Origin of the sequence: Prevotella melaninogenica (assembly GCF_018128065.1) — a bacterium.
GTDB lineage: Bacteria > Bacteroidota > Bacteroidia > Bacteroidales > Bacteroidaceae > Prevotella.
Window position 1 is genome coordinate 1,359,375 of record NZ_CP072360.1, and the last position, 25,251, is coordinate 1,384,625.

Consider the following 25,251-nt stretch of genomic DNA (forward strand, 5'->3'; position numbering starts at 1 on the left):
GTCTTATATAGTTAGATGGTTTCTAAAATGATTTCTTGGATATGAATAGGTTCAACTTCTGAAAAGAGATAGAGTATAAATTCCTTTCTGTCCTTCCGATAGAGTTCCTTGTATAGTTCCCCAAAGGTGGATATGTTTCCGTTGAGGTAAACCGATACCATATACTCGAAGATGTTGTCCACTTCGTAGTATCTGCATTGCTGTGCGATTGTCTTGCTTCTTCTTTTCATATATCTGTCTGTTTAAGAAATGAGTATCCAAAGTATTGTCCCGATGATGAGGGCATAAGCCAAAATGTATGCGGCGATTGCCAAAGCAATGGTAAGGAGTAGCCGAATGAGGAGTTTTCCCACACATATCCATGCCAGCCAAAGCCAGACGCTTCCGCCACAAAGGAGAGAGCCTGCGAGTGCAAGTACCACCCAAATTGATATTTTGTATCTCAGTTTCATCTTGTCTGATTTTTTTGATTTTATGCGGATTTTAGAGGTGAGGGAGTTGAGTTTCCATTTTCTTTTTCCCTGCTTCTCGCATATCCGACATTTTTTTTATGCGTCTTTCCGTCGGGTCGGTCGTTTTCGTTTCAGTGGCGTAAAAAGGTAGGGCTTAGGACAAACAAGGTTTTATGGCGAGAATACTACCTGCAATGAAATGGAAGTGTGGAGATTGTCGTCTAAACGGCTTGCCGCCCCGACCTTTTTTGTCCGTGGAAGCCCGGAACTACCTTTGCCGCTGACAACGAACAACCGATCCCGACATAATACACGGGCATAAGTGGAGGATGTGCAGACGGAGAAGCGGGGCGAAAACAAAAAACGCAGTTTTCGAGACTGCATCTTATCATAAAAACGGAATACACGGAAAACAAAAAGCCGCCCCAACGGACGGCTCTATGAAAATAATTTGGAGAAAATTCTTTTTTCTCACGATATACCTTTATCTTTGCAATAGGTTATTCGAGTTATGCAAAGCGTTGTATATCACTGTTGAAGATAGGTCGCTAAATCATTACCTACTGCATTTCATAACTCATAAGGCTGTTCATAGCCAATTACTTAGACCTAAATGATAGATTTTATGCAAAAACAATATGCTATTATTCGGAACCAACATACAATCTGCGGCGGACGAACTAAAGAAGGTACAGGAAGAATATCTCTATAACAGTCTTCGCAATCCTAAACCCTCTATTGCTGCTACAATACAGCAACTACGTATAGTCTACAGCATGGATGCCAAAGGCTATGCACAACTAAAACGTAAGCTACCTTATTTCGTCTGTGGACAATTTAATCCACCTTTCCGCAGAAAAGAGAACTTCGCCTATACGGAGAGTTTTATTCTTGACTTTGACCACCTGGCATCCAAACAACTGTCACTAAAAGCCATACGTAACGATATCATCCAAGATGAACAGGTTATGATGTGTTTTACCTCACCAAGTGAAGATGGTCTAAAAGTTATGTTTCGTCTGAAAGAACGATGCTATGATGCTGGATTATATTCTATCTTCTATAAGGCTTTTGCAGCAACTTTTGCTATGCGTCATAATCTTACACAAGTAGCCGATAGCAGAACGTCTGATGTTGCACGGGCATGCTTCGTTAGCATAGACCCTGATGCCTATTTCAACCCCAACCCAACACCCGTTGATATAAAAGCCTATATTGACGAAACAAATCCCGACTCTCTCTTCAAAATGAAACATGAACAAGATGAACATGATAAAGTCACCAAGAAGAGCGAGGAAGAAAAGACACCCCTACCGAAAGATCCCGATAAGGATGTACTGGCACGTATTAGAATGCAACTCAATCCAAAAGCACAAGCGCAGGTTGAACAACGACCAGCCTACGTACCAGAGCGACTCAATGATATTATCGGTGACTTAAAACTCTTTATAGAAGAAACTGGATTACAAGTGACTGAAATTATTAATATTCAATATGCCAAGAAAATCCGAGCACGACTTGGACAAAATGAGTCTGAGATAAATCTCTTTTATGGGAAACGTGGATTCAGCGTCGTCATATCTCCCAGACTTGGAACAAATGAAGAACTGAATGAGTTGCTTGCCGACTTAGTAAAAAGTTTCTTGCAGAGATAAAAGGATAGGAAACAATCGTACTATCTGGCAAACTTCTTACTTGGAACTTCGCCATTCATGAACAAATGTATCGGAGTTGAATATTAACAATGAACCGACTCGGACTATTCACAACTGACGTTAGCGTCCAGCACACATGGTGTATATGGTCAGCACCATTGGTGTTAACAACTAACACGCTATGTGCTGACTACATACACCAACGTTAGATAGTATCAATTGCAAATTAAACGAATACAAACATAATGCGAAAAACTATCCCCTACATAGAAATACTACGGAAACTCTGTAGAGCTGGCGTACAGAATTCACCTCCCATCAACCGAAGGACGGGTGATTTCAGCGATATGCAGACTCTACAAGGGCGTGTAGACTTTCTCTTGGGAGTAGTAAACAAACCAGCTCGACCCGCTACTAATATGCTATTCTTCGTTATGTATGATATTGAAAGCAACAAGGTGCGCTATCATATTGCAAAATATTTGGAACGTAAAGGATGTACTCGCATACAACGATCCATCTTTCTTGCCGACCTCGACAAGACCGTTTATGACCAAATCAAGAATGATCTTGCCGAAGTACAGTCATTATACGACAATCATGACAGCATCATCGTATGTCCCGTCTCCACTGATCAGTTGCAAGCTATGAAGATTATCGGTGAAGATCTCAATATAGATATTATCACTCATTCGCGTAATACATTGTTCTTTTAATAGGGTAAATAAGAAGTAATATTCCAGTAAGATTACCTCTCTTAAAGAATATTTAACGCATCGATCTTTGAAATTTTGAATAATTATTTGTACCTTTGCAGTCGCAAACAAAGTGGTTAATTTATGTTAACTAAAGCGTTCTGCCAAAAGTAAATACACTTCAAACAGCGATAAACAAAGAAATATAAGTCTTAGCTCTCCGAGAGTATCTTCCATTAAAACAAGAATTAAGACTTATCCCTGATACAAGCTGTAACCTTTGTGGCAATGCTCCGAGAGTATCTTCCATTAAAACAAGAATTAAGACGTTCAACAACATTCTTTTCATAATTTGCAGCACAAACTCCGAGAGTATCTTCCATTAAAACAAGAATTAAGACATCGTATGCTGTACCTTCTGTGTTCTTAGGCGATCTCCGAGAGTATCTTCCATTAAAACAAGAATTAAGACGAGTACGAACTACTTTTACTTGCCATATATCGCACTCTGCTCCGAGAGTATCTTCCATTAAAACAAGAATTAAGACAACTCTCTTAGCGCTTGTAGTAATTAATACGTACACTCCGAGAGTATCTTCCATTAAAACAAGAATTAAGACATTGCAGCTATTCCTATGTTAGCTGCTGGTATTCTCCGAGAGTATCTTCCATTAAAACAAGAATTAAGACACAAATCTACGGCTACTAAAAATGGTAATTTCTGTTGGCTCCGAGAGTATCTTCCATTAAAACAAGGATTAAGACTAATTTCAAGATTATGATATTTAGCTGTATAATGCTCCGAGAGTATCTTCCATTAAAACAAGGATTAAGACTCTTGAGATGGTTTCTCTAATTGTAAGCATAAGTGTAACTCCGAGAGTATCTTCCATTAAAACAAGGATTAAGACATTCCTAGCATCTTCTTCTAAAAGAATTTCTTTTAATCTCCGAGAGTATCTTCCATTAAAACAAGGATTAAGACAAATTATTATCTTTAAACCATTGCCAATTAGTTTCTCCGAGAGTATCTTCCATTAAAACAAGGATTAAGACAGATATTATCAAGTACTTTAGTTGTTTGCAATGCCTCCGAGAGTATCTTCCATTAAAACAAGGATTAAGACCTAAGTGAGACTCGAACTCACGTAACCTGTTTTGCTCCGAGAGTATCTTCCATTAAAACAAGGATTAAGACTAATTTTTACTTTAAAAATGGTACTTCTGAAATGCTCTCCGAGAGTATCTTCCATTAAAACAAGGATTAAGACTCTACGTCTTTGCAGATGTAACCTGTAACTGAAAAACTCCGAGAGTATCTTCCATTAAAACAAGGATTAAGACTCGAAGTTTTTAACGTCTGCGTCTTTGCAGATGCTCCGAGAGTATCTTCCATTAAAACAAGGATTAAGACTTTGCCATTGTCTCCGACAACCATTTTGGCAAACTCCGAGAGTATCTTCCATTAAAACAAGGATTAAGACCCAGTAACGTCTGTCTTTCGCATCCTGGACGCGACTCCGAGAGTATCTTCCATTAAAACAAGGATTAAGACAAGCTATGAAAAATAATAGTTCTAATTGTACATTCTCCGAGAGTATCTTCCATTAAAACAAGGATTAAGACCATCGTTATAATCAGAGTCTTCAATATAGTCTGTCTCCGAGAGTATCTTCCATTAAAACAAGGATTAAGACCCGTTTCTGTTCTCCTTACTTGCTATGCCGATAGCTCCGAGAGTATCTTCCATTAAAACAAGGATTAAGACCGCACAACATTATACTGAACAAGTCCCTCTGTCTTGTTACCTCCGAGAGTATCTTCCATTAAAACAAGGATTAAGACATACCAGCCTGCCCATAAATCATCATCTTTATTGGGTTCTGTGTGTCCTATTACATAGGGAAACTTACTTCATCACTCTGCATTTCGAAAGAGCCCAAAAGTATCTATACCATTTAGCCGATTTCGTTTTACAGAATTACCCCAAACTTGATTTCCTGTCATTCCTGTCATTTGTAGTAGGTTATTAACTTACTATATTACAGTAAGATAAATTAAATGTTAAACGTGACAGCAAAACGGAAATAAAACTTTCTGTTGTTTTATGTAACAAATATCTTTCTTCTTTGGGAATACTTATTACCCGATAGTGTGGAAGAACTTTTTTATAATTAGCTTTTTGTGTACACAAGGATTAAGACAACTAAAATTATAAACTAAAAATTAAAACACCGAGAGTAATTTCCATTAAAACAAGGATTAAGACCTTGTTAAACACACGCCTTATAGCAACAACCTTGACTCTAAACTCTAAGAGAACTTCCATTAAAACATAAAACAAGGATTATTAAAGTGGACGGTTAAAAATCATTATATCGCAAGATTTTTATGCCTTGCCAGATAAATAATTCAATGATTTTATGTAAGTTTGCACAAAAGAATATGACTATGGAAGAACTATCATATTTATACTCTATCGGGCATGGAAACAAAAGCCTTGAAGAGTTTATCGCTGAACTGAATCAATTTAACATTGAGTATCTTATTGATATTCGATCAAAACCTTATTCTAAATTCTACCCATGGTTCAATAAGGAGGCACTACAACATTCTATCAATGAAACCAATAATATTAAATATGGGTATATGGGCAACCTCATTGGGGGACTGCCAGATAAGAAATTCCCCTGCTATACAGACGACCGCATTGATTACGAAAAATTAGCGAAAATGGATTTCTTTCAGGAAGGCTTGAGGAGACTCATAAAAGCTAATAATAAGAAATTCAAGACTTGTATCATGTGTAGTGAGGCAAATCCGAATATGTGCCACCGAACAAAACTAATTGGTGTAGAACTCCAAAAGCAAGGTATCAACTTACAACACATTTACCTAACCAAACGCGGAGAAATTATTCTAAAAGGTCAAACAATGGTTATGAATGAAATTCTAAATAATAATAACAATTTCAATAACATTTTTCAAGACAACACCGATATTCACCTAACATCAAGAAAACAATATGTATGACTTTGAAATCTACACAATCGGGGTCTATGCTTCCACAGAAGAATCATTCTTCAATAAGCTAACAGACAACAAAATTGATGTATTCTGCGACATAAGACAACGCCGTGGAGTAAGAGGTAGTAAATACAGCTATGTCAACATCCGTTATTTACAAGAAAAACTTACACAGTTGGGAATCAACTATGTATATGCAAAAGAACTGGCACCAACAACTGAAATAAGAGAGAAACAACATGCTGAAGATGCCCTAAAAAAAGAACAGAAAAAAGATCGTAAAGAATTGGGACTTACATTCAGAATGGCTTACAAGCAGCTTATCCTACGTGATTTCAACTATAAACCATTATTGAATTCCCTGCAAAAAATGAATTGTAAGAAAATTGCCTTATTCTGTGTAGAAGAAAGTCCATTCGCATGCCATCGTTCCTTAGTTGCAACTGACTTACATAATAAGTTTGGACTACAAATTAAACATCTTTAATTTTCTGCATATGACTAAAATTTAACACCTAAATTCTTAAGTGATAATGTTTAATCTTTAAATGTCATGTTCTGTTTTTACCCAAGGGAACAAGATAAGCTACAAAGAAAAGGGCTGAAAAAGCTGATTTTAACAGACATAAGCTAACTGACACGATTGCGTGCAGCAGACAAGCCATCAAATTTATCACCTATAAATCTATTCAACTAATTCATAAAAGAAACGAATTAATTCATTATGGAAACAGTATTAATCGTGTCAAGGACACGCATGGCTAAAGGAGTTTGTGTAAGTGGAATCATAGAGAATACTTGTGAATTTATCCGCATCCATGATCATAAGGGGGCTTGTCTTAAGGATGACGCACCCTACCAAGTTGGCGAAAGGTGGGAAATGGATGTAAAAAAAGCATGGAACGCAAGACAACAACCACATATAGAAGATAAACAAGTTACTCCTCATAGGCGTATTGGACAGATTAGCATGAAAGACCTTACAACTTTTGTGACAAACAACTGCCATATAACAAAAGGAAGTATTATGGAACTCTTTGACTATAAACTCACTTTTGAAAATAGTCATTACCCCACGGCTTATATCACTGATAAAGACACACCAGACCATAGTGTAGAGTTCTGGATTGCAGATAAAGATTTAATTAAAAAAGTATACACCTTTGATACAGGACACAAAATATACTATCGCTATGGAGATTACAAAATTAAATACGTTGGTTTTCAAGAACCTTTAGAGATTATCCCACAAGGAACAATGATTAGAATGTCTCTAGCAAATTGGTGGTCAAAAGACCCAAATCTCGAAGATAGGTGCTATCTACAGCTTTCTGGCTGGTACTAGACAGAAAAAGAATAAAGAAAACGAAACTACGCAAAAATATGCACACCATACAAATCATCAGTCACGACTTTGTCTTTTGTAATCATTAATTCTATTATTTTAAAAAGTGAAAGCCTTTTAGCCGTGTAAGTCAATGCTTAAATAAGTAAGGTAAATGTTATTGAGATATAGAAGTTTTTTTGTAACTTTGCTCTCAGAAATAAATTAAAATAAAGATTAGAACGTTATGCTTACATTAAAGCTCATCAGTGAAGAAACTGAACGCGTCATCAAAGGATTGGAGAAGAAACACTTCAATGGTGCACGTGAAGCAATTGAGAAAGTATTGGAATATGACCACTTGCGTCGTGAGACTCAGCAGAAGCTTGACTCAAACAAGCAACAGCAAAACCAACTCTCGAAGCAGATTGGCGGACTGATGAAAGAAGGAAAGAAAGACGAAGCTAACAAGATAAAGGAGGAGGTAGCACTCTTAAAGTCTTCTGACAAGGCTCTCCATGAGATTATGGAGAAGGCACAGAAAGACATGACAGATGTGTTGCTAACCATTCCTAATATCCCTAATGATCAGGTACCAGAAGGTAAGGATGCTTCTGACAATGTCGTTGTAAAAGAAGGTGGTGAGAAACCTAACCTACCTGCTGACGCATTGTGCCACTGGGACTTGCTGAAGAAGTTTAATTTAGTAGACTTCGACCTTGGTGTGAAAATTACAGGTGCTGGCTTCCCACTCTATATCGGTAAGATGGCTCGCTTCCAGCGTGCTTTAGAGGCTTTCTTCCTTGACGAAGCCCGTAAGAGTGGATACTTGGAGGTACAGCCACCATTGGTAGTAAATCAAGACTCTGGTCAGGCAACAGGTCAGCTGCCAGACAAAGAGGGACAGATGTATCACGCCAACCTTGACGACCTCTATCTCATCCCAACAGCAGAAGTTCCTGTAACCAACATCTTCCGTGATGAGATTCTCAACGAACAAGACCTACCTATCAAGCGTTGTGCTTATTCAGCTTGTTTCCGTCGTGAGGCAGGTAGCTATGGTAAAGACGTACGTGGTTTGAACCGTTTGCACCAGTTTGACAAGGTTGAGATTGTACGTATTGACAAACCAGAACATTCTTACGAATCATTAGACGAGATGCTTGTGCACGTAGAAGGATTGTTGAAGAAGTTGGAACTCCCTTACCACATCCTCCGTCTTTGTGGTGGTGACATGAGTTTTACATCAGCTATCTGTTATGACTTCGAGGTGTGGAGTGCTGCTCAAGAGCGTTGGTTAGAGGTATCGAGCGTATCAAACTTCGAAAGCTATCAGGCTAATCGTCTACATTGTCGCTTCCGTCATGCGGAGGACAAGAAGATTGAACTCTGCCACACGCTGAACGGTTCAGCACTTGCTCTGCCACGTATCGTTGCAGCTATCATCGAGAACAACCAGACCCCGGAGGGTATCCGTGTACCAAAGGTGCTCGTTCCTTACTGTGGTTTCGAGATGCTCGACGACAAGATGGACTAAGAATACTGCCCCTCCGTATAAAAAGGAGGGGCAGCATTACTGCGAACAACTAATAAAAACAACAAAAGTTACTTACCCTATTCAATCTTTCACCTTTCTCTTTACATTGGATAACACCCATTGTATAAAGGGAATATAGGGTCAGAACTTCTAATATCTATTACCACTCCATGAACAAGATTATCCGTAAACAACAGTTTTCAGAGAAGGTCTTCTGCATAGAAGTAGAAGCACCACTCATTGCACGAAGCTGCCGTCCTGGCAACTTTATCATCGTGCGTGTTGACAACCACAGCGAACGTGTACCTTACACCATTGCGAAATCGGACCCAGTAAAGGGTACGCTCACCATGGTTATTCAAGAGGTGGGACGCTCATCAACAAAACTTTGCCAGCTGAATGAAGGCGATGAGATTGTCGATATTGTCGGTCCACTTGGCACCCCATCCCACATTGAGAACTACGGTACGATTATCTGTGCTGGTGGTGGTATCGGTATTGCTGCCATCCTCCCTATTCTTACAGCACTAAAGAAAGCTGGCAACAGAGTCATCTCTGTTCTTGCTGGTCGTACCAAGGAATTGGTTATCATGGTAGATGACGTAAAGAAATACTCTGATGAGGTTATCATCATGACCGATGATGGCTCATACGGAGAAAAAGGTGTCATTACTGTCGGTGTAGAAAAGGTGATTCAGCGTGAACATGTAGACAAGGTATTGGCTATCGGTCCTCCTATCATGATGAAGTTCACCTCCCTTTTGGCTAAGAAATACGGCATCCCTAACGATGTTTCACTCAATACTATTATGGTGGACGGAACTGGAATGTGTGGTGCTTGCCGCCTTACAATTGGCGGAAAAACTCGCTTTGTCTGCATTGATGGTCCTGAATTCAATGGCGACCTCGTTGACTGGGATGAGATGTTCAAGCGAATGGGGACGTTTAAGGAAATTGAGACCTCCCCCAACCCCTCCGAAGGAGGGGAGTGCCTGGCGGAAAACAAGCTGGGGGAAAAGGCTAAAGAAAAGACAACAGATAAGAACAACACTGATAAGGGTGCTACAGACTGTCAGAAAGAAAATACAGCCCACTTATCAGAAGAGATGAAGGGCGACGATTGGCGCACCGCTTTACGCAAGGCACTTAAACCAAAAGAGCGCACTACCATTGAGCGTGTAAAGATGCCAGAGCTTGATCCAGCTTATCGTGCGAAGACTCGTTTAGAGGAAGTAAACATTGGTCTGACACCTGAAATGGCAATGCAGGAAGCTAAACGATGCCTTGACTGTCCAAAACCATCTTGCATAGAGGGTTGTCCTGTAAACATTCATATTCCTGATTTTATTAAGAATATAGAGCGTGGAGACTTCCTCGAAGCAGCCAAGATACTCAAGGAAACATCAGCTTTGCCAGCCGTATGTGGTCGTGTTTGTCCACAAGAGAAGCAATGTGAGAGCCGTTGTATTCACCTCAAAATGAACTCACCAGCCGTAGCCATCGGTTATCTTGAGCGTTTCGCTGCCGACTACGAGCGCGAGAGCGGACATATGGCATTGCCAGACGTAGCACCAGCTAATGGCATCAAAGTGGCTGTTATCGGCTCTGGTCCTGCAGGATTGAGCTTTGCTGGAGATATGGCAAAGCGTGGATTTGAGGTTTATGTCTTCGAGGCATTACATGAAATTGGTGGTGTATTGAAATATGGTATCCCTGAGTTCCGCCTTCCAAACAAGATTGTGGATGTTGAAATAGATAATCTTCGCCGCATTGGTGTGCACTTCCAAACAGATACTATCGTTGGTAAGACCATTAGTATAGAAGAGTTGAAGGAGAAAGGTTTCAAGGGAATCTTTGTTGGTTCAGGTGCAGGATTACCTAACTTTATGGGTATTCCGGGTGAGAACGCCATCAACATCCTTTCAAGTAATGAGTACCTAACACGTGTAAACCTCATGGATGCAGCCAACCCAGAGACCGACACACCTATTATTATGGGTAAGAAAGTTTTGGTTATTGGTGGTGGTAACACGGCAATGGACTCTTGTCGTACGGCAAAACGATTAGGCGGCGATGTAACCCTCGTCTATCGTCGTTCAGAAGCAGAGATGCCAGCACGTCTTGAAGAGGTGAAGCATGCTAAGGAAGAAGGTATTAACTTCCTCACCCTCCATAACCCAAAAGAATATAAGACCGATGAAAAGGGACGTGTCTGTGCTGCCGTCTTAGACGTAATGAAACTTGGAGAACCAGACGTAAGTGGACGTTGCCGTCCAGAGCTTACTGGTGAGACCATCACCGTTGACTGTGATCAGGTCATCGTTGCCGTAGGCGTATCCCCTAACCCATTGGTTCCAAAGTCTATAAAGGGATTGGAGTTAGGACGCAAAGATACGATTGTCGTCAACGACCAGATGCAGAGTTCACAGCCTGAAATCTTTGCTGGTGGTGATATCGTACGTGGTGGCGCAACGGTTATCCTTGCAATGGGAGACGGAAGAAGAGCCGCTGCAAATATGGCAGAACAATTGTTGGGTTAAATCTCATCACTTATAATTAGCGAAACAGTCGGATAGAAGCCTCTACCCGACTGTTTTGTTTTTAGTTGTAAAAGAATAATTCATCTTTGACAGACCGCTTTAATCTTTGCGATAAACAGTTGGGTCCTTCACACCTGCTTCCTCAAAAGCCTCCTTACGTTCCACACACGTACCGCACTTACCACAGTGTACGTCAGCACCTTTATAACAGCTCCACGTCTTAGAATAGTCTATTCCCAACGCAGCACCACGCGCCACAATCTCAGCCTTAGTAATCTCCGTATAAGGAGCCTCCACACGCACTTTCACAAAAGTTCCAGCCTCCGTAGCACCATTCATCGCATGGATAAACTCTGGACGGCAGTCAGGATAAATCGTATGATCACCACCATGGTTTGCAATATACACACGCTTCAACTCATGACTCTCAGCAATACCCGTTGCAATCGCAAGCATAATACCATTACGGAAAGGTACAACCGTCGACTTCATATTCTCTTCCTCATAATGCCCCTCTGGGATAGCCTCAGCACCATTAAGCAATGAACTCTTAAAATACTGGTGCATAAAAGAAAGTGGAATCGTAATATGAGGAATACCCAACTTCTCACAATGGTACCGAGCATAAGGCAGTTCCATAGCTCCATGATTTTGACCATAGTCAAAAGAGATTGCCAAGGCGATAGTCTCCGCCTTATCATAAAGCAACGTGATAGAATCAAGTCCACCACTAACAATAATAACTGAATCTTTCATTACAATCTTATTTTTCTGCAAATTTACAAAAAAGATAGTGTATGATTTCACCAATCCATCAAAAATTAGTATTTTTGCGGATAGGAACATTATAACGTTACAAATAATAAAAAACAAATGAAAATTAACGATTTTAACTTCGCTGGACACAAGGCTATCGTCCGCGTAGACTTCAATGTGCCTTTGGATGAGAATGGTCATGTAACAGACGAGACACGTATCCGTGGTGCTTTGCCAACACTGAAGAAGGTATTGGCTGATGGTGGTGCTCTCATCATGATGAGCCACATGGGTAAGCCAAAGGGAAAGGTGAAGCCAGAGCTTTCATTGAGCCAGATTGTTAAGAACGTAAGCAATGCTCTCGGTGTTGAGGTTAAGTTCGCTAAGGATGCTGGTAATGCTGAGGCTGAGGCTGCTGCATTGAAAGCAGGCGAAGCTCTCTTGCTCGAAAATCTCCGTTACTATCCAGAGGAGGAAGGCAAGCCAGTAGGTGTTGAGAAGGGTACTCCTGAGTTTGACGCTGCAAAGGCTGAGATGAAAGATCGTCAGAAGGACTTCGCTAAGAAGCTCGCTTCATACGCTGACGTATATGTAAACGATGCATTCGGTACAGTTCACCGCAAGCACGCTTCTACAGCAGTTATCGCTGACTACTTCGATGCTGACCACAAGATGTTGGGTTACCTCATGGAGAAAGAGGTTACAGCTATCGATAACGTATTGAAGAACGCTCAGCATCCTTTCACTGCTATCATCGGTGGTTCAAAGGTTAGCTCTAAGCTTGGTGTTATTAAGAACCTCCTTGACAAGGTAGACAACCTCATCATCGGTGGTGGTATGGGTTACACCTTCATCAAGGCACAGGGCGGTAAGATTGGTAAGTCACTCCACGAGGACGATTTAATGCCAGAGGCATTGAACGTAATGGCCGCAGCTAAGGAGAAGGGTGTAAACCTTTCACTCTCTGTTGCTACTGTCTGCGGTAAGGACTTCTCTAACGACACAGAGCGTCAGGTATTCCCAATCGACCAGATTCCTGATGAGTGGGAAGGTATGGACGCATCTGATGAGAGCATCGAGGCATGGAAGAAGATTATCCTCGCTTCTAAGACAATCCTTTGGAACGGTCCTGTAGGCGTATTCGAGTTGGAGAACTTCGCTAAGGGAACTGGTGAGATTGCTAAGGCTGTTGCACAGGCAACTCAGGAGAACGGTGCTTACTCACTCGTTGGTGGTGGTGACTCAGTTGCTGCTGTTAACAAGTTCGGTCTTGCTGACAAGGTTTCTTATGTATCTACTGGTGGTGGTGCTATGCTCGAGGCTATCGAGGGTAAGGTACTCCCAGGTGTAGCTGCTATCGAGAAGTAAGAGATTTATCTATCTCTCAAATATACACAAGCCGTTGCTTCATCATGAAGTGACGGCTTTCTTTATATAACGAACTAAAAGAAGAAACAAACCATATAAGAAAGTAGTATCTAATAGTTTACAAAAAAAATAATTAACGATTTACAGCCCAACAACAGGTTATAAACTTCATCAAACTACACTCCTTTGTAATAAAAACTTCATACCTACAATTTTAATAGATGCTTAATCGGAGTTGAAATAACGCCTAATTAGCTTCTAAAAGATGCCCTTTTGAACCCTTACTAACGCCCTTTTGAACCCTTACTAAGCACCTATTGAAAGGCAACCTTACAACCACTTGATAGATAACGACTTATAAAGGTACTGAAATTGCGCCTTTTTTGAGCTTTTATCTACATCTTTCCCACGCCATTTGTAAACATTTACGAACATAGAACTTCATATCCTTTGAACTTTGAACATTGAACATTGAACTTTATGATTTGAATAATACGCTTTTAACTTTACCTTTGTCGGTAATCATAATTATGAATTTTGAATTATGAATTATGAATTAACAATTCACAGTTTCATACACCCTCAGCACTATTTCATCAGCAGGTGGGAAAAAGATAAGAGTAGATAATAGATAAGCATTAACTTTGCATCAAGGTTATTACAAGATTCTATCAAAACTATTGCACTTATAGGCATAACGCTTTGATACACATAAAGAAAAGAAACAGATGAAAAGAAACAAACAAAGGAAAAAGAAAATCATTATTTCCATCACCGCTATCATTGCCCTATTTGGAACCATAATTCTATTATGCAACATTATTGTTGATAAGAATGCAAAAGGAAGAACATTCAATGATATCAATGATGTTCCCACTATGCAGACAGCCTTACTGCTCGGCACTAACCCAAAGGAAAGGGGAGGTAAAAGACCGAGTTCCTTCTATATGGCACGTATCAAGGCGACTGCAGAACTATATAAACATGGGAAGTTCCGACAGCTTATCATTAGTGGTGACAAGCGAGAAGAAGGCTATGACGAACCACAAACAATGCGCCATGACCTTATAGAAAGAGGTGTACCTGATAGTATCATCATAATGGACGGACAAGGCTATCGTACCCTACTGTCTATGAGAAATATCAAACAACACTTTCGGGTTAACGATATGATTATCATCTCACAGAAGTGGCACAATGAGCGGAGCATCTTCTTGGCAGACAAGATGAATATTAAAGCTGTGGGATATAATGCTGATGACGTACGACATCCAAGGGCCATATGGACACATATAAGGGAGTTATTGGCAAGAGTTAAACTCTTTATTGACTTGTATGTTACACATCGAAAAGACTTCTGTGAGTAGCCATTCTAAACCATTGAATGACTGACAGAAATAGATTTTCTATACAAAGCAACAAGAGTATAGCTTTTTATTACTAAATTTGCAGTACTATAACAATTTGTTGATAATAAGTAGTGAAACAGCTGTTAATCATACAAAACGGAAGCACAGAAATGATGCGACTGGCGTTTGACGAGATTCTTTATATCCGATCAGACGGCAACTACTGTGTGATGACACTTTCGAATGGTGAGGAGATACAGCTATGGATGAGCCTCAAAGCCATTACAGAACTCATTGATCAACAGATGAGACAGCAAGAAATTGTATTCGTAAGGGTGGGTAAACAATACGTTCTCAACCTTCACTATATCAGTAGAATTGACACAAAGAAGGACCAACTGAGCCTGTGGAGAAAAGAACTATCACAAAAGATAGTACTCGACTCTATCTCACACAAAGCGTTGCAGCTCCTTGAAGAGGGTATAAAATAAAAGCAGAATGAGTTATAGTGACGACGATATTCAGTTCTTAGGAGGTGCGGAATTCAAACCTTCTCAGCTAACAGACAAGCAGCAACCAGCATCCCGTAGATGGTGGATAGGAATTGTTGCACTTGCTTTTATCGCCCTTTCTGCTGCAACCTTCTACTTCTGGCAGAAAGCAAATAGCCGTACCCTCGCTTTTGATTACCCATTAAGTCGTACATCAACAGAAATCATTCGCGACTTGGAGAAGATGCCAACAGACTCTTTACAAGGGGTAACGATGAAGGTAGATTCGCTCTATGGCGTAAGTATGAGACTATACGAACTGCATGGACTCACACCTACCCTATCTCGCACTGCCCCTTCTGACAGCGACTCTACCGTCTGTCTTGTCACACATGGTTGGGACTTCTATTGGGATGAAAACCATCAGTACAAATACATTGGCGACTTTATCTATCATGGTAAGGAGTATGCAAGCAACCATAACAAGGCTGGCTTTGTAGCTATTGTTGGCGACAAGTGGCAAATAGGCATCGGTCAAGATGATTCCATAAAGGAGTATGTCAAAGCCCACAATGGTAGCATGTTCCGCCAATTTGCCCTCGTATCGGCAGGACAAATATGCGAAGAGCAGTTTGCCTTAAAGGGAAAAGTGACACGCTGTGCATTAGCACGTAAAGCTGGCTCTACAATGATTTGGTATGTTGAGACTATCCATAAAGAATCCCTCTACGACTTTGCACAAGCCCTTGCCGACTATGGCTTTACTGATGCCGTCTATCTGACAGGTGGAAACAATGGTAACACCTTCTATCGCACACCAGCCGATAGCATCTGTGGAGTAGCTGACTGGAAGGGATACGGAAATAACCTACTTATATTTAAGAAAACAAAATAGAAACAAGTTAATAGGAATATCAAATAAAAAATAAAGACTCATCTGTACGTAAGTATATTGAAGAGAGTATGACAATTTTAGTTCTTAAAACAATATATATATATTTTTTAGTTTGAATAAGATGTTTATATCTTGTTTTTTGTATATTTGCACTATATTTTAAAAGCATTTAATCAATGAATAAGGTTATGTGTAACTCTTCTGCGATAAGATGTATAAACTACTGTTGATCATCAACAAGTTACATAAATAGATACATACAAGTTCTGGTAAAGAATGTCATTTTGAGCCTTTTTGCTACAATGTTACGTTTATAAGTTCTTGATATTCAACGTTCATTATTGCTGAAGAGTTATTTTGTTTGTAATTAAATATAAATAATATGGAAATTATCTCATTAAGAGGTCCCCAAAATAGTGGGAAAACAACAACACTAACGATTGTGCATGATAAGCTATTGGAACAAAGCTCTCAAAATTCTAACAATTGTTTTAAAAAAATATCCAATGGTGATTTTCTTGATGTCATAGAATACAACGGAAGAAAAGTTGGTATTGTTACACAGGGAGATTATCCAGAAGGAGAATGCTCTGTAAAGAATCATCTCGAAGAATTAAAGAATTTGGGATGCGATGTAGCTATTTGTGCTTGCACAATCGGTGACGGCAAAGACGATATTCAAGCAGCTATCAATGCTTATCCTATGCACGATTATATTGAAAAGAAACGGGTTAACGATGCCACACTATACAACACAGCCAATCATGAAGATGCGAATAAGATAATGGCACTACTAAACCTCCAAAAAGTTTTGTTTGTCTTATTGAATGAGTACACAGATTGGGAAGGTGCTTTTCTCTCTACAGCCCTTCATGTTGGCGTAATACCAGGTAGTGAAATCAAGTACAGAGTGCATACAGTTGCTCCGACATTAGATGCAGTCTGTTCCATTGGTGGATTCAAAACATTGCCCGACTATTCTTTTGAGAACATGCCCAAAGAGTATGCAGCCTTAGTGCTTATCGGTGGCAATCAATGGAATTCTCCTGAAGCAGAACTTGTTGAGCCATTGGTACAAGAAGCATTGGATAAGGACAAACCCGTAGGAGCTATATGCAACGGAGCATCATTTCTGTGTGCTCATGGCTTCTTGAACAACGTAAAACATACGGGTAATGGTCTCGACCAACTTAAACAATGGGGTGGTGAAAGATACACGAACAAAACAGGATATGTGAACGCACAGGCTGTAAGTGATAAAAATATCGTTACAGCAAATATTACTGGTCACTTGGAGTTCACTCGTGAAATGCTCTCACTTCTGAAAGCCAATACCTCGGAAAAGATTGCAGCTTGGTATGACTTTTATAAGAATGGATTTGTAAAACAGGAGTAATTCTAACAAATAAAATTGATGGGGAAAGGCTGTGGTAAAATGCATATGCCATTTTGATAATCTTACTGTTTGAAATAATTCATTAAAAATGACCATTTCTCTACTCGATTTTGAGTAAAGAAATGGTCTTTTCTCTATTTTAGGAAAAACCTACTTATAGTTGAAAGTTGTCAAGTTATTAATTTGCATTTTGACACACGCTCATTTTATATAACTTATTGCAATAAGCCTTAGAATAATAGCCTAATCTCTTAATCGATACAAACCAATCTCAGAGATAGCAGGTACGGCACGCACCTCACTGATGATAAGGCGAACCTCCTTAGCAGTCTCGACAGGGAACTTCAACAAACGCTTATGACCAACGGTCGTACCCTTTGTAACTTTCTTCCAGTTGCCCTTAGCATCCTTCACTTCAAGTGAGAACTTCTCAACACGCTGTCCCTTACGGATATCCTCTTGCACAGAAAGGACATTAAAGGTAGCAGGTTTATTCAGTTTGAATGAGAAGACAGCCTTACCATCCTTCATCTTTGGACGTACAGAAGTGTCATAATTATCGTCAATAACATTGCGACCCTTACCCTCTGAAAGCGCACAAGTAACCTTAGCCTTTGCCAAGAGATTATCAGTGAAGGTATTTACATACAACTGACGGAAACCACGAAGACTTCTTATATCTGCCTCAGAGAGTTTACCTTCCTTATTAGGAGGGAGATTCAAGAGAAGTACACCATTCATTCCGACAGATGTGAAATAGATGTCCATCAGTTCCTTTGGTGACTTCACCTTGCTATCCTGATCCTCATGATAGAACCATCCCGGACGTATAGACACATCAATCTCAGCAGGATACCAAATAAGTGACTTTGCTTTTTCAATCTTCTTACGACTACCAAGGTCTTGCCCCATCATATCACCAACAGGTGCAGTCAGTACTTCCGTCTGTGAGTTCTTTGCAATAGCATCCTGATCAAGATTGTCCTTTGGCACAACACTCCATTCCATTTCACGACCACGGCCAGTCTCTGTACCAACCCAACGAACATCAGGTCCCATGACAGCTATCACTGCCTCTGGCTGCAACTTACGAATAAGCTCATACCAACGTACAAAGTCATACACCTGCTTCTTACCATTTGGTCCTTCACCACAAGCACCATCAAACCACACTTCACTTACCTTACCATATTGTGTAAGCAATTCCGTCAACTGCTTAACAAAGAAGTCGTTATAAGCTTCAGTTCCATAAAGGTCTGAATTACGATCCCAAGGAGAGAGATAGACACCAAAGTCCATACCATACTTCTTGCAGGCATCGCTCACCTCACGTACAACATCACCTTTACCCTTCTTCCATGGAGAGTTCTTAACACTATGTTCTGTATAAGCCGATGGCCACAAACAGAAACCATCATGATGCTTACAAGTAAGGATAGCACACTTAAAGCCTGCTGCCTTCAACTCACGTATCCACTGATCTGCATCAAGATTGGTAGGATTAAAGATAGCTGGAGATTCCTTGCCATCACCCCACTCTCTCCCTGTATAGGTGTTTACACCATAATGTAAGAAAGCTGTAAGCTCCTGACGCTGCCAATTGAACTGACGAGCAGATGGGACAACATTTGCTGCCTTACGAACAATTTCCGCAGGAGAATCTGTCGGATTGATTATTACAACGTTCTGCTCCTGAGCACAAAGCGTTGGAAGAACTACCGGCGAGAATAATAAGCTTGTACAAGCTATCGTTGCCTTAAAAAGATGGGAATAAGAATTCAGCCACATAATTATTAGGTAATGATTTATAAATGTAATTTTAATATTCTACGGCAAATTTAATTATTTTCGTCGAGAAAACCAAATACGTACACAATAAAACGCATTTATAAGCGTTATATGTACAATAGTATGAATTCAGAGAAGTGCGGTTTTCAAAGTAAGAGATTCACTGCATTGGTAAATTAAAGTTAAATAAAACCTTTTTGATAAGTAAAAACCTCTCTTTAACTGTTACTTTCTTTAGAAATCCTATATAAAGAAAATGAGTCTAAACCCTAAGAACCTAAAAGAGGAAAACAAGATGCTGCATAGTCCAGCAACATGGGTTCCTACGCTTTATTTTGCCATGGGTATGCCTTTCGTCGTACTCAATATGGTTTGTACACTGATGTATAAAGGAATGGGAGTATCTGATAAGCAGATAGCCTTCTGGACCTCCCTCATCATGCTTCCATGGACACTAAAGCCACTGTGGAGTCCGTTCTTAGAGATTTATAAGACAAAGAAGTTCTTTGTTGTATTAACACAGCTGCTTACAGGTGTGCTTTTTGCATTAGTAGCCTTTGCCCTTCATCTTCCTTTCTTCTTCCCCGTTACAATCGCAATACTTGCTGTTATTGCGCTGAGTGGCGCTACGCATGATATTGCTGCAGACGGAACCTATATGTCTGTTCTCTCAAATGAAGAACAGGCACGCTGGATTGGTTGGCAGGGAGCCTTCTATAACATTGCTAAGATTGCTGCAACAGGTGGATTAGTCTACCTTGCAGGTACGTTTATTGAACATTTCGGCGTAACAAAGGCATGGATGTTTATCATGCTTATTATTGCTACAATTATGATAGTGATAGGCTGTTACCATATCATTATACTCCCAAATTCAAAGAAGGCTACAACTGATTCTGCTAAAACATTAAAAGAATTGTTAGGTGAACTTGTTGAGGTATTTATCGACTTCTTCAAGAAGAAACACATTATATATTATATATTCTTCATTATCCTCTATCGTTTTGCAGAGGGTTTTGTAATAAAGATTGTTCCTCTCTTCCTTAAGGCATCACGTGCCAAACAAGGTTTGGGATTAAGTGAACAAGAGATTGGACTCTGCTATGGAACCTTTGGTGCTGCAGCCTTCGTTATTGGCTCAATCCTTGCAGGCTATTACATCGCATGGAGAGGATTACAGAAGAGCCTCTTCTCCCTCGCATTAATCTTTAATATTCCATTTATTGCCTATACATTATTAGCAGTCTATCAACCAGAAAACCTTTGGTTGATTGGTGGTGCTATCGTTATGGAAAACTTTGGCTATGGCTTCGGCTTTGTTGGACTTCCACTCTTTATGATGCAGCAGATTGCACCGGGTAAACACCAGATGGCGCACTATGCTTTTGCAAGTGGTATTATGAACTTGGGTGTAATGTTACCGGGTATGTTGAGTGGTATTTTCAGTGACATGTTGGGTTATCGTCACTTCTTTATCTTCGTCTTGGTATGTACCATTCCAGCGCTGCTTATAACATGGTTCGTTCCATTCACATACACAGACAACACGAAGAAAGAAAAGATTGAAGCATAAAAAAGTAGAGAATTTATAAACATAAAACCAAAATAAATAATTAAAACCAAAGATTATGAGATTAATAATAGAACCTAATTACGAAAAGTTATCAAAATGGGCAGCAAACTATGTTATTGAGCGTATCAATGCTGCTAAAAACCAAGACAAGCCATTTATACTCGGTTTGCCTACTGGTTCTTCACCAGAGGGTATGTATGCTGAGTTGGTAAAGGCTTATAAGGAAGGCAGAGTAAGCTTTAAGAATGTTGTTACATTCAATATGGATGAGTATGTAGGCTTGCCAGAGGATCATCCACAAAGCTATCATAGCTTCATGGCAGAGAACCTCTTCAACCACATTGATTGTCCAAAAGAGAACATTCATATCTTGAATGGTAACGCAAAAGATCTTGAGGCAGAGTGCCAGCACTATGAGGAAATGATTCATAAAGCAGGTGGTATCGACCTCTTCCTCGGTGGTATCGGTCCTGACGGACACATTGCCTTCAATGAGCCTGGCTCATCACTTCGTTCACGTACTCGTGTCAAGACATTGACATCAGACACACGTATTGCCAACTCACGTTTCTTTGACAATGATCCTAACAAGGTTCCTGTACATGCATTGACTGTCGGTGTGGGTACTGTAATGGATGCAAAGGAAGTATTGATACTTGTAAATGGTCACAACAAGGCAGAAGCTTTGCGTGCTGTTGTAGAAGGTCCAATCACACAGAAGTGGACAATCAGTGCTTTACAGATGCACGAACATGGTATCATTGTTTGTGATGAAAGTGCAACAGACAAGTTAACTGTAGAAACATACAAATACTTTAAAGACATAGAAAAGGAGAACTTGTAATGAAACTGAATTTAAGTTCACAGATTGTACTCAATCAAATACCTGAGGAGTTTTATCGTCCAGCAACAGCTATCGAACGCTCGGAGATAACACGTTTTGAGAAGGTTCCAACAGATATCTTCCCAACGATTGAAGAAGGAACTATCGACATAGTCAATCAACTTGAGGCAGACATCAAGAAGAGAGAGCAAGAAGGAAGAAAATATGTAATGGGCGTTGGGTCTGGTTCTTCCCTCACTCCTATCTTTCAGGAGCTTATCAAGCGTCATCAGACTGGCAAACTGAGCTTCAAGAATGTTGTTATCTTCAATGCTTACGAATATTTCCCACTGAGTGTCGAAAACGTAAATCGTAGTATTAATCAGCTCAAAGAACGTTTCTTGAATCATATTGACATCGATGCTGAGAACATCTTTACACCAGATGGAACAATTGCTCAGAACGACGTACAGGAGCATTGCCGCCAGTATGAACAGAATATTAAGGAGTTCGGTGGTCTTGATGTTATCCTTTTGGGTATTGGCCGTATGGGTAATATCGCTACCAACGAACCAGGTTCAAGCCTTACATCTGCTTCTCGCCTTATCTTGATTGATGAGACATCACGTGAGGAGATGAAGATGAGCTTCGGTTCTCAGGAGTCTGTTCCACCATGCTCTATAACAATGGGTGTTAGCACTATTCTCTCTGCACGTAAGATATTCCTTACAGCATGGGGTGAAGAGAAGGCTGACATCATTAAGAAGACCGTTGAGGGGAAGGTGAGTGATGTTGTTCCTGCATCATTCTTGCAGACACATAACGATGCACATGTTGTTATTGACTTATCTGCTGCAGCTAAGCTGACACGTATTCAGCATCCTTGGCTCGTTGCTTCTTGTAAATGGACAGATAAGTTGGTACGCTCTGCTCTCGTTTGGCTCTGTCAGATTACAGGTAAGCCTCTTCTCAAGTTGACCAACAAGGATTACAATGAGAATGGTCTTAGTGAACTTCTTGCACTCTATGGTTCTGCATACAATGCAAACATCAAGATCTTCAATGACCTCCAGCATACAATTACAGGTTGGCCCGGTGGTAAGCCAGATGCTGACGACACCTATCGACCAGAACGTGCCAATCCTTTCCCAAAGAGAGTGATTGTATTCTCTCCGCATCCTGATGATGATGTTATCTCAATGGGTGGTACCCTCCGTCGCTTGGTACAACAGGGACACGATGTTCACGTAGCTTACGAAACATCAGGTAACATTGCTGTGGGTGACGAGGAAGTTGTGCGCTTCATGCACTTCATCAATGGCTTCAATCAGCTCTTCGCTGGTGAGCAAGATGAGGTTATCAAGTCTAAGTACAAGGAGATTAAGGAGTTCTTAAAGAATAAGAAGGAAGGTGACATCGACACACAGGACATTCGTACCATCAAGGGACTTATCCGTCGTGGCGAGGCACGTACAGCTTCTACCTTCAACCAGATTCCTCTCGACCATGTTCACTTCCTTGACCTGCCTTTCTATGAGTCTGGTAAGATTGAGAAGCTCCCAATGGGCGAAGCTGACGTAAATATCGTAAGAGAACTCATTACTAAGGTACAGCCTCATCAGATTTATGTGGCAGGTGACTTAGCTGACCCACACGGTACTCACCGCAAGTGTACAGATGCTGTCCTTGCTGCTATCGACCTTGAAAAGGAAGCTAAGTCAGAATGGTTGAAGGACTGTCGCGTATGGATGTATCGTGGTGCCTGGGCAGAATGGGAAATTGAGAACATCGAGATGTGTGTACCTATCAGCCCAGAGGAGCTGCGTGCAAAGCGTAACTCTATCCTCAAGCATCAGAGTCAGATGGAAAGTGCTCCATTCCTTGGTAATGACGAACGTCTCTTCTGGCAGCGTTCAGAGGACCGCAATCGTGGTACAGCTAAGCTCTATGATGACTTAGGACTTGCTTGCTACGAAGCAATGGAAGCTTTTGTTGAATACAAGTTTTAGTGCTTATAAGACAAACAAGAATTAATGTATAGGAAGATCTTATTAACTGTTTCCCTCTGCGCCTCACTCTTACAGGTAGGTGCAGTAGGAACAGAGAAGAACAACAATATCAAGAACGATGATGGTTTTACCACCATCGTTTTTGATAGAGCTAATAGCCCAGTTCCTTATCGTATCCCTGCAATTACCGAGACACGTAAGGGAACACTGTTAGCTACTTGCGACTTCCGTCTCAGTCACACTGATGTGGGATGGAATAATAGAAATGGTCTGTGGCAGATTAACGTTGTCATGAAGACAAGTAAGGACTTTGGTAAGACATGGTCTGATACGGTTTGTGTGGCACGTGGTAACGAACATGCAGCTGACCCAATCCGTACTGCTTTCGGTGATCCAAGTATCATTGCTGACCGCACGTCAGACAATGTATTGCTTCATTGTGTAGCAGGTAAGAGTGCTTATCAGACTGCAACCCGTCAGAACCCACAGCATGCCTACTTCTTCCACAGTACTGATGGTGGTAAGACATGGGACAATGGAACAGACCTTACCGAGATGATTCACGGTCTCTACGATGGCAAGCTGCCTAATGGTGGCAATCCTGATGGTATCTTCCTGACGTCAGGTAAGATTATGCAGAGCCGTTACGTCCGCAAAGGCAAGTTCTATCGCCTTTATGTTGCGCATCCAATCCGTCAGAAGGGCGTTGACCGCTGCGGTACCTTTGTGATCTATTCTGATGACTTCGGTCGCACATGGAACGTTTTAGGCACTCCATCAAAGGCTCCTTCTATTGCTCAGGACGAGTCAAAAGTTGAGGAAATGCCTGATGGTAGCGTATTACTGAGCTGCCGTGACGTTTACGGAGGCAGACGATTCAACATCTTTACTTACAAAGATGCAGCGAAGGCTACAGGTAGCTGGGGCGAAGAAGTTATGCCACAGAACATGACTGGCAAGCAGGTAAATGCCTGCAATGGCGGTATTCTGGTTGTTCCTGCAAAGCGAGTTGCTGACGGTAAGAAGCTTTTTGTTGCCCTTCAATCAGTACCACTTAGCGCACGTCGTGACAGTGTAGGCTTCTTCTACAAGGAGTTGGCATCTTACGCTGACTACTCTACTGCTGATGCATTAGGCAGCAACTGGAAGAAAGGTCTACGTGTAACTGACGAATCTTCATGCTATTCAACAATGGTACTTATGAAGAACCAGCGCATCGGCTTCCTCTATGAGGTACGCGGACAGAACGACGGCTATGATATTGAGTTCAAAAGTTTATCGTTGAAGGCTATTACAAAGGGAGCATATGAGCTCCTTCCCTACGTTGATCGATCTAAGTACATGATAGAGGCAGCAAAGGCTCACCAAACAAAAGTGCCACTTGCTGTAAAAGAAAAGCAAGTGAAAAGAAAGAAATAATAGCCTGGAAAGGAGAGCATATCGGTATTGAGTTGCCATTACCAGAAGTGGTACAGGGTAACTTGAAATTAACAATGAGCTGTAGCAATCGATTCTCGTCGACTGCTACAGCTCATTTTCTTAATGCCATTATCACTGATGACTTCCAAAGATG

20 protein-coding genes and 1 CRISPR repeat array are annotated in these 25,251 nt (G+C 40.7%); of the genes, 16 read left to right on the plus strand and 4 right to left on the minus strand.

Annotated elements, in window-relative coordinates:
• Positions 1 to 11: 11 nt before the first annotated feature.
• Both J5A56_RS11365 and J5A56_RS11370 read right to left on the minus strand, forming a co-directional pair.
• Complete coding sequence (locus J5A56_RS11365; protein WP_004332867.1) at positions 12 to 230, minus strand: hypothetical protein; 219 nt, start codon at positions 228 to 230, stop codon at positions 12 to 14.
• Positions 231 to 242: 12 nt separating this feature from the next.
• On the minus strand, positions 243 to 452 hold the full coding sequence (locus J5A56_RS11370; RefSeq protein WP_004366574.1) for a hypothetical protein: 210 nt from the start codon (positions 450 to 452) through the stop codon (positions 243 to 245).
• A 638-nt stretch (positions 453 to 1,090) separates the two neighbouring features.
• Between J5A56_RS11370 and J5A56_RS11375 the strand changes: the two genes are divergently transcribed.
• The 7 genes from J5A56_RS11375 (at position 1,091) to J5A56_RS11405 (ending at position 11,230) form a co-directional block, all read left to right on the plus strand.
• A complete protein-coding gene (locus J5A56_RS11375) occupies positions 1,091 to 2,107 on the plus strand; it encodes a CRISPR-associated primase-polymerase type B (protein ID WP_021670755.1) in 1,017 nt (338 codons plus the stop codon).
• Between the two features lie 245 nt (positions 2,108 to 2,352).
• Positions 2,353 to 2,823, plus strand: a complete 471-nt coding sequence (cas2, locus tag J5A56_RS11380; RefSeq protein ID WP_021670756.1) for a CRISPR-associated endonuclease Cas2 — start codon at positions 2,353 to 2,355, stop codon at positions 2,821 to 2,823.
• Positions 2,824 to 3,020: 197 nt separating this feature from the next.
• Positions 3,021 to 4,647: direct repeats of the CRISPR family, unit length 37 nt; unit sequence CTCCGAGAGTATCTTCCATTAAAACAAGGATTAAGAC.
• A 606-nt stretch (positions 4,648 to 5,253) separates the two neighbouring features.
• Positions 5,254 to 5,835, plus strand: a complete 582-nt coding sequence (locus tag J5A56_RS11385) for a DUF488 domain-containing protein (RefSeq protein WP_196801642.1) — start codon at positions 5,254 to 5,256, stop codon at positions 5,833 to 5,835.
• A complete protein-coding gene (locus tag J5A56_RS11390; RefSeq protein WP_021670762.1) occupies positions 5,828 to 6,316 on the plus strand; it encodes a DUF488 domain-containing protein in 489 nt (162 codons plus the stop codon). The genes J5A56_RS11385 and J5A56_RS11390 overlap by 8 nt, the downstream gene beginning before the upstream one ends.
• A gap of 237 nt (positions 6,317 to 6,553) precedes the next feature.
• A complete protein-coding gene (locus J5A56_RS11395; RefSeq protein WP_155945324.1) occupies positions 6,554 to 7,174 on the plus strand; it encodes a dual OB domain-containing protein in 621 nt (206 codons plus the stop codon).
• Positions 7,175 to 7,400: 226 nt separating this feature from the next.
• Positions 7,401 to 8,690, plus strand: coding sequence for a serine--tRNA ligase (gene serS / locus J5A56_RS11400; RefSeq protein ID WP_021670765.1), 1,290 nt, complete (start codon positions 7,401 to 7,403; stop codon positions 8,688 to 8,690).
• 170 nt (positions 8,691 to 8,860) lie between these two features.
• Complete coding sequence (locus J5A56_RS11405; RefSeq protein ID WP_021670766.1) at positions 8,861 to 11,230, plus strand: bifunctional dihydroorotate dehydrogenase B NAD binding subunit/NADPH-dependent glutamate synthase; 2,370 nt, start codon at positions 8,861 to 8,863, stop codon at positions 11,228 to 11,230.
• Positions 11,231 to 11,329: 99 nt separating this feature from the next.
• Here J5A56_RS11405 and queC read toward each other — a convergent pair whose 3' ends face one another.
• A complete protein-coding gene (gene queC / locus J5A56_RS11410; RefSeq protein ID WP_036918683.1) occupies positions 11,330 to 11,986 on the minus strand; it encodes a 7-cyano-7-deazaguanine synthase QueC in 657 nt (218 codons plus the stop codon).
• A gap of 117 nt (positions 11,987 to 12,103) precedes the next feature.
• Here queC and J5A56_RS11415 point away from each other — a divergent pair, with 117 nt between their 5' ends.
• The 5 genes from J5A56_RS11415 (at position 12,104) to J5A56_RS11435 (ending at position 17,485) form a co-directional block, all read left to right on the plus strand.
• Positions 12,104 to 13,354 (plus strand): phosphoglycerate kinase, encoded by a 1,251-nt coding sequence (locus J5A56_RS11415; RefSeq protein ID WP_021670768.1) that lies wholly within the window; start codon positions 12,104 to 12,106, stop codon positions 13,352 to 13,354.
• 728 nt (positions 13,355 to 14,082) lie between these two features.
• The gene (locus J5A56_RS11420) at positions 14,083 to 14,721 is read left to right on the plus strand and encodes a SanA/YdcF family protein (protein ID WP_021670769.1); all 639 of its coding nucleotides are present in this window, start codon (positions 14,083 to 14,085) and stop codon (positions 14,719 to 14,721) included.
• Positions 14,722 to 14,834: 113 nt separating this feature from the next.
• Positions 14,835 to 15,194 (plus strand): LytTR family DNA-binding domain-containing protein, encoded by a 360-nt coding sequence (locus tag J5A56_RS11425; RefSeq protein WP_021670770.1) that lies wholly within the window; start codon positions 14,835 to 14,837, stop codon positions 15,192 to 15,194.
• Between the two features lie 7 nt (positions 15,195 to 15,201).
• The gene (locus tag J5A56_RS11430; protein ID WP_021670771.1) at positions 15,202 to 16,089 is read left to right on the plus strand and encodes a hypothetical protein; all 888 of its coding nucleotides are present in this window, start codon (positions 15,202 to 15,204) and stop codon (positions 16,087 to 16,089) included.
• A gap of 784 nt (positions 16,090 to 16,873) precedes the next feature.
• Positions 16,874 to 17,485, plus strand: coding sequence for a type 1 glutamine amidotransferase family protein (locus tag J5A56_RS11435; protein ID WP_036918701.1), 612 nt, complete (start codon positions 16,874 to 16,876; stop codon positions 17,483 to 17,485).
• 243 nt (positions 17,486 to 17,728) lie between these two features.
• Here J5A56_RS11435 and J5A56_RS11440 read toward each other — a convergent pair whose 3' ends face one another.
• Positions 17,729 to 19,273, minus strand: coding sequence for an alpha-L-fucosidase (locus J5A56_RS11440; RefSeq protein WP_021670773.1), 1,545 nt, complete (start codon positions 19,271 to 19,273; stop codon positions 17,729 to 17,731).
• Positions 19,274 to 19,529: 256 nt separating this feature from the next.
• On the opposite strand from J5A56_RS11440, the gene J5A56_RS11445 reads away from it, so the two are divergent.
• The 4 genes from J5A56_RS11445 to J5A56_RS11460 are packed head-to-tail and all read left to right on the plus strand — an operon-like array spanning position 19,530 to position 25,097.
• Positions 19,530 to 20,846: an MFS transporter gene (locus J5A56_RS11445; RefSeq protein WP_021670774.1), complete on the plus strand. Its 1,317-nt coding sequence runs from the start codon at positions 19,530 to 19,532 to the stop codon at positions 20,844 to 20,846.
• Between the two features lie 55 nt (positions 20,847 to 20,901).
• Complete coding sequence (gene nagB / locus J5A56_RS11450; protein WP_021670775.1) at positions 20,902 to 21,690, plus strand: glucosamine-6-phosphate deaminase; 789 nt, start codon at positions 20,902 to 20,904, stop codon at positions 21,688 to 21,690.
• Positions 21,690 to 23,678, plus strand: coding sequence for a glucosamine-6-phosphate deaminase (locus J5A56_RS11455; RefSeq protein ID WP_021670776.1), 1,989 nt, complete (start codon positions 21,690 to 21,692; stop codon positions 23,676 to 23,678). The genes nagB and J5A56_RS11455 overlap by 1 nt, the downstream gene beginning before the upstream one ends.
• Before the next feature lie 24 nt (positions 23,679 to 23,702).
• Entirely contained in the window at positions 23,703 to 25,097 is a 1,395-nt protein-coding gene (locus J5A56_RS11460; protein WP_021670777.1) for a sialidase family protein, read from the plus strand.
• Positions 25,098 to 25,251: the final 154 nt, after the last annotated feature.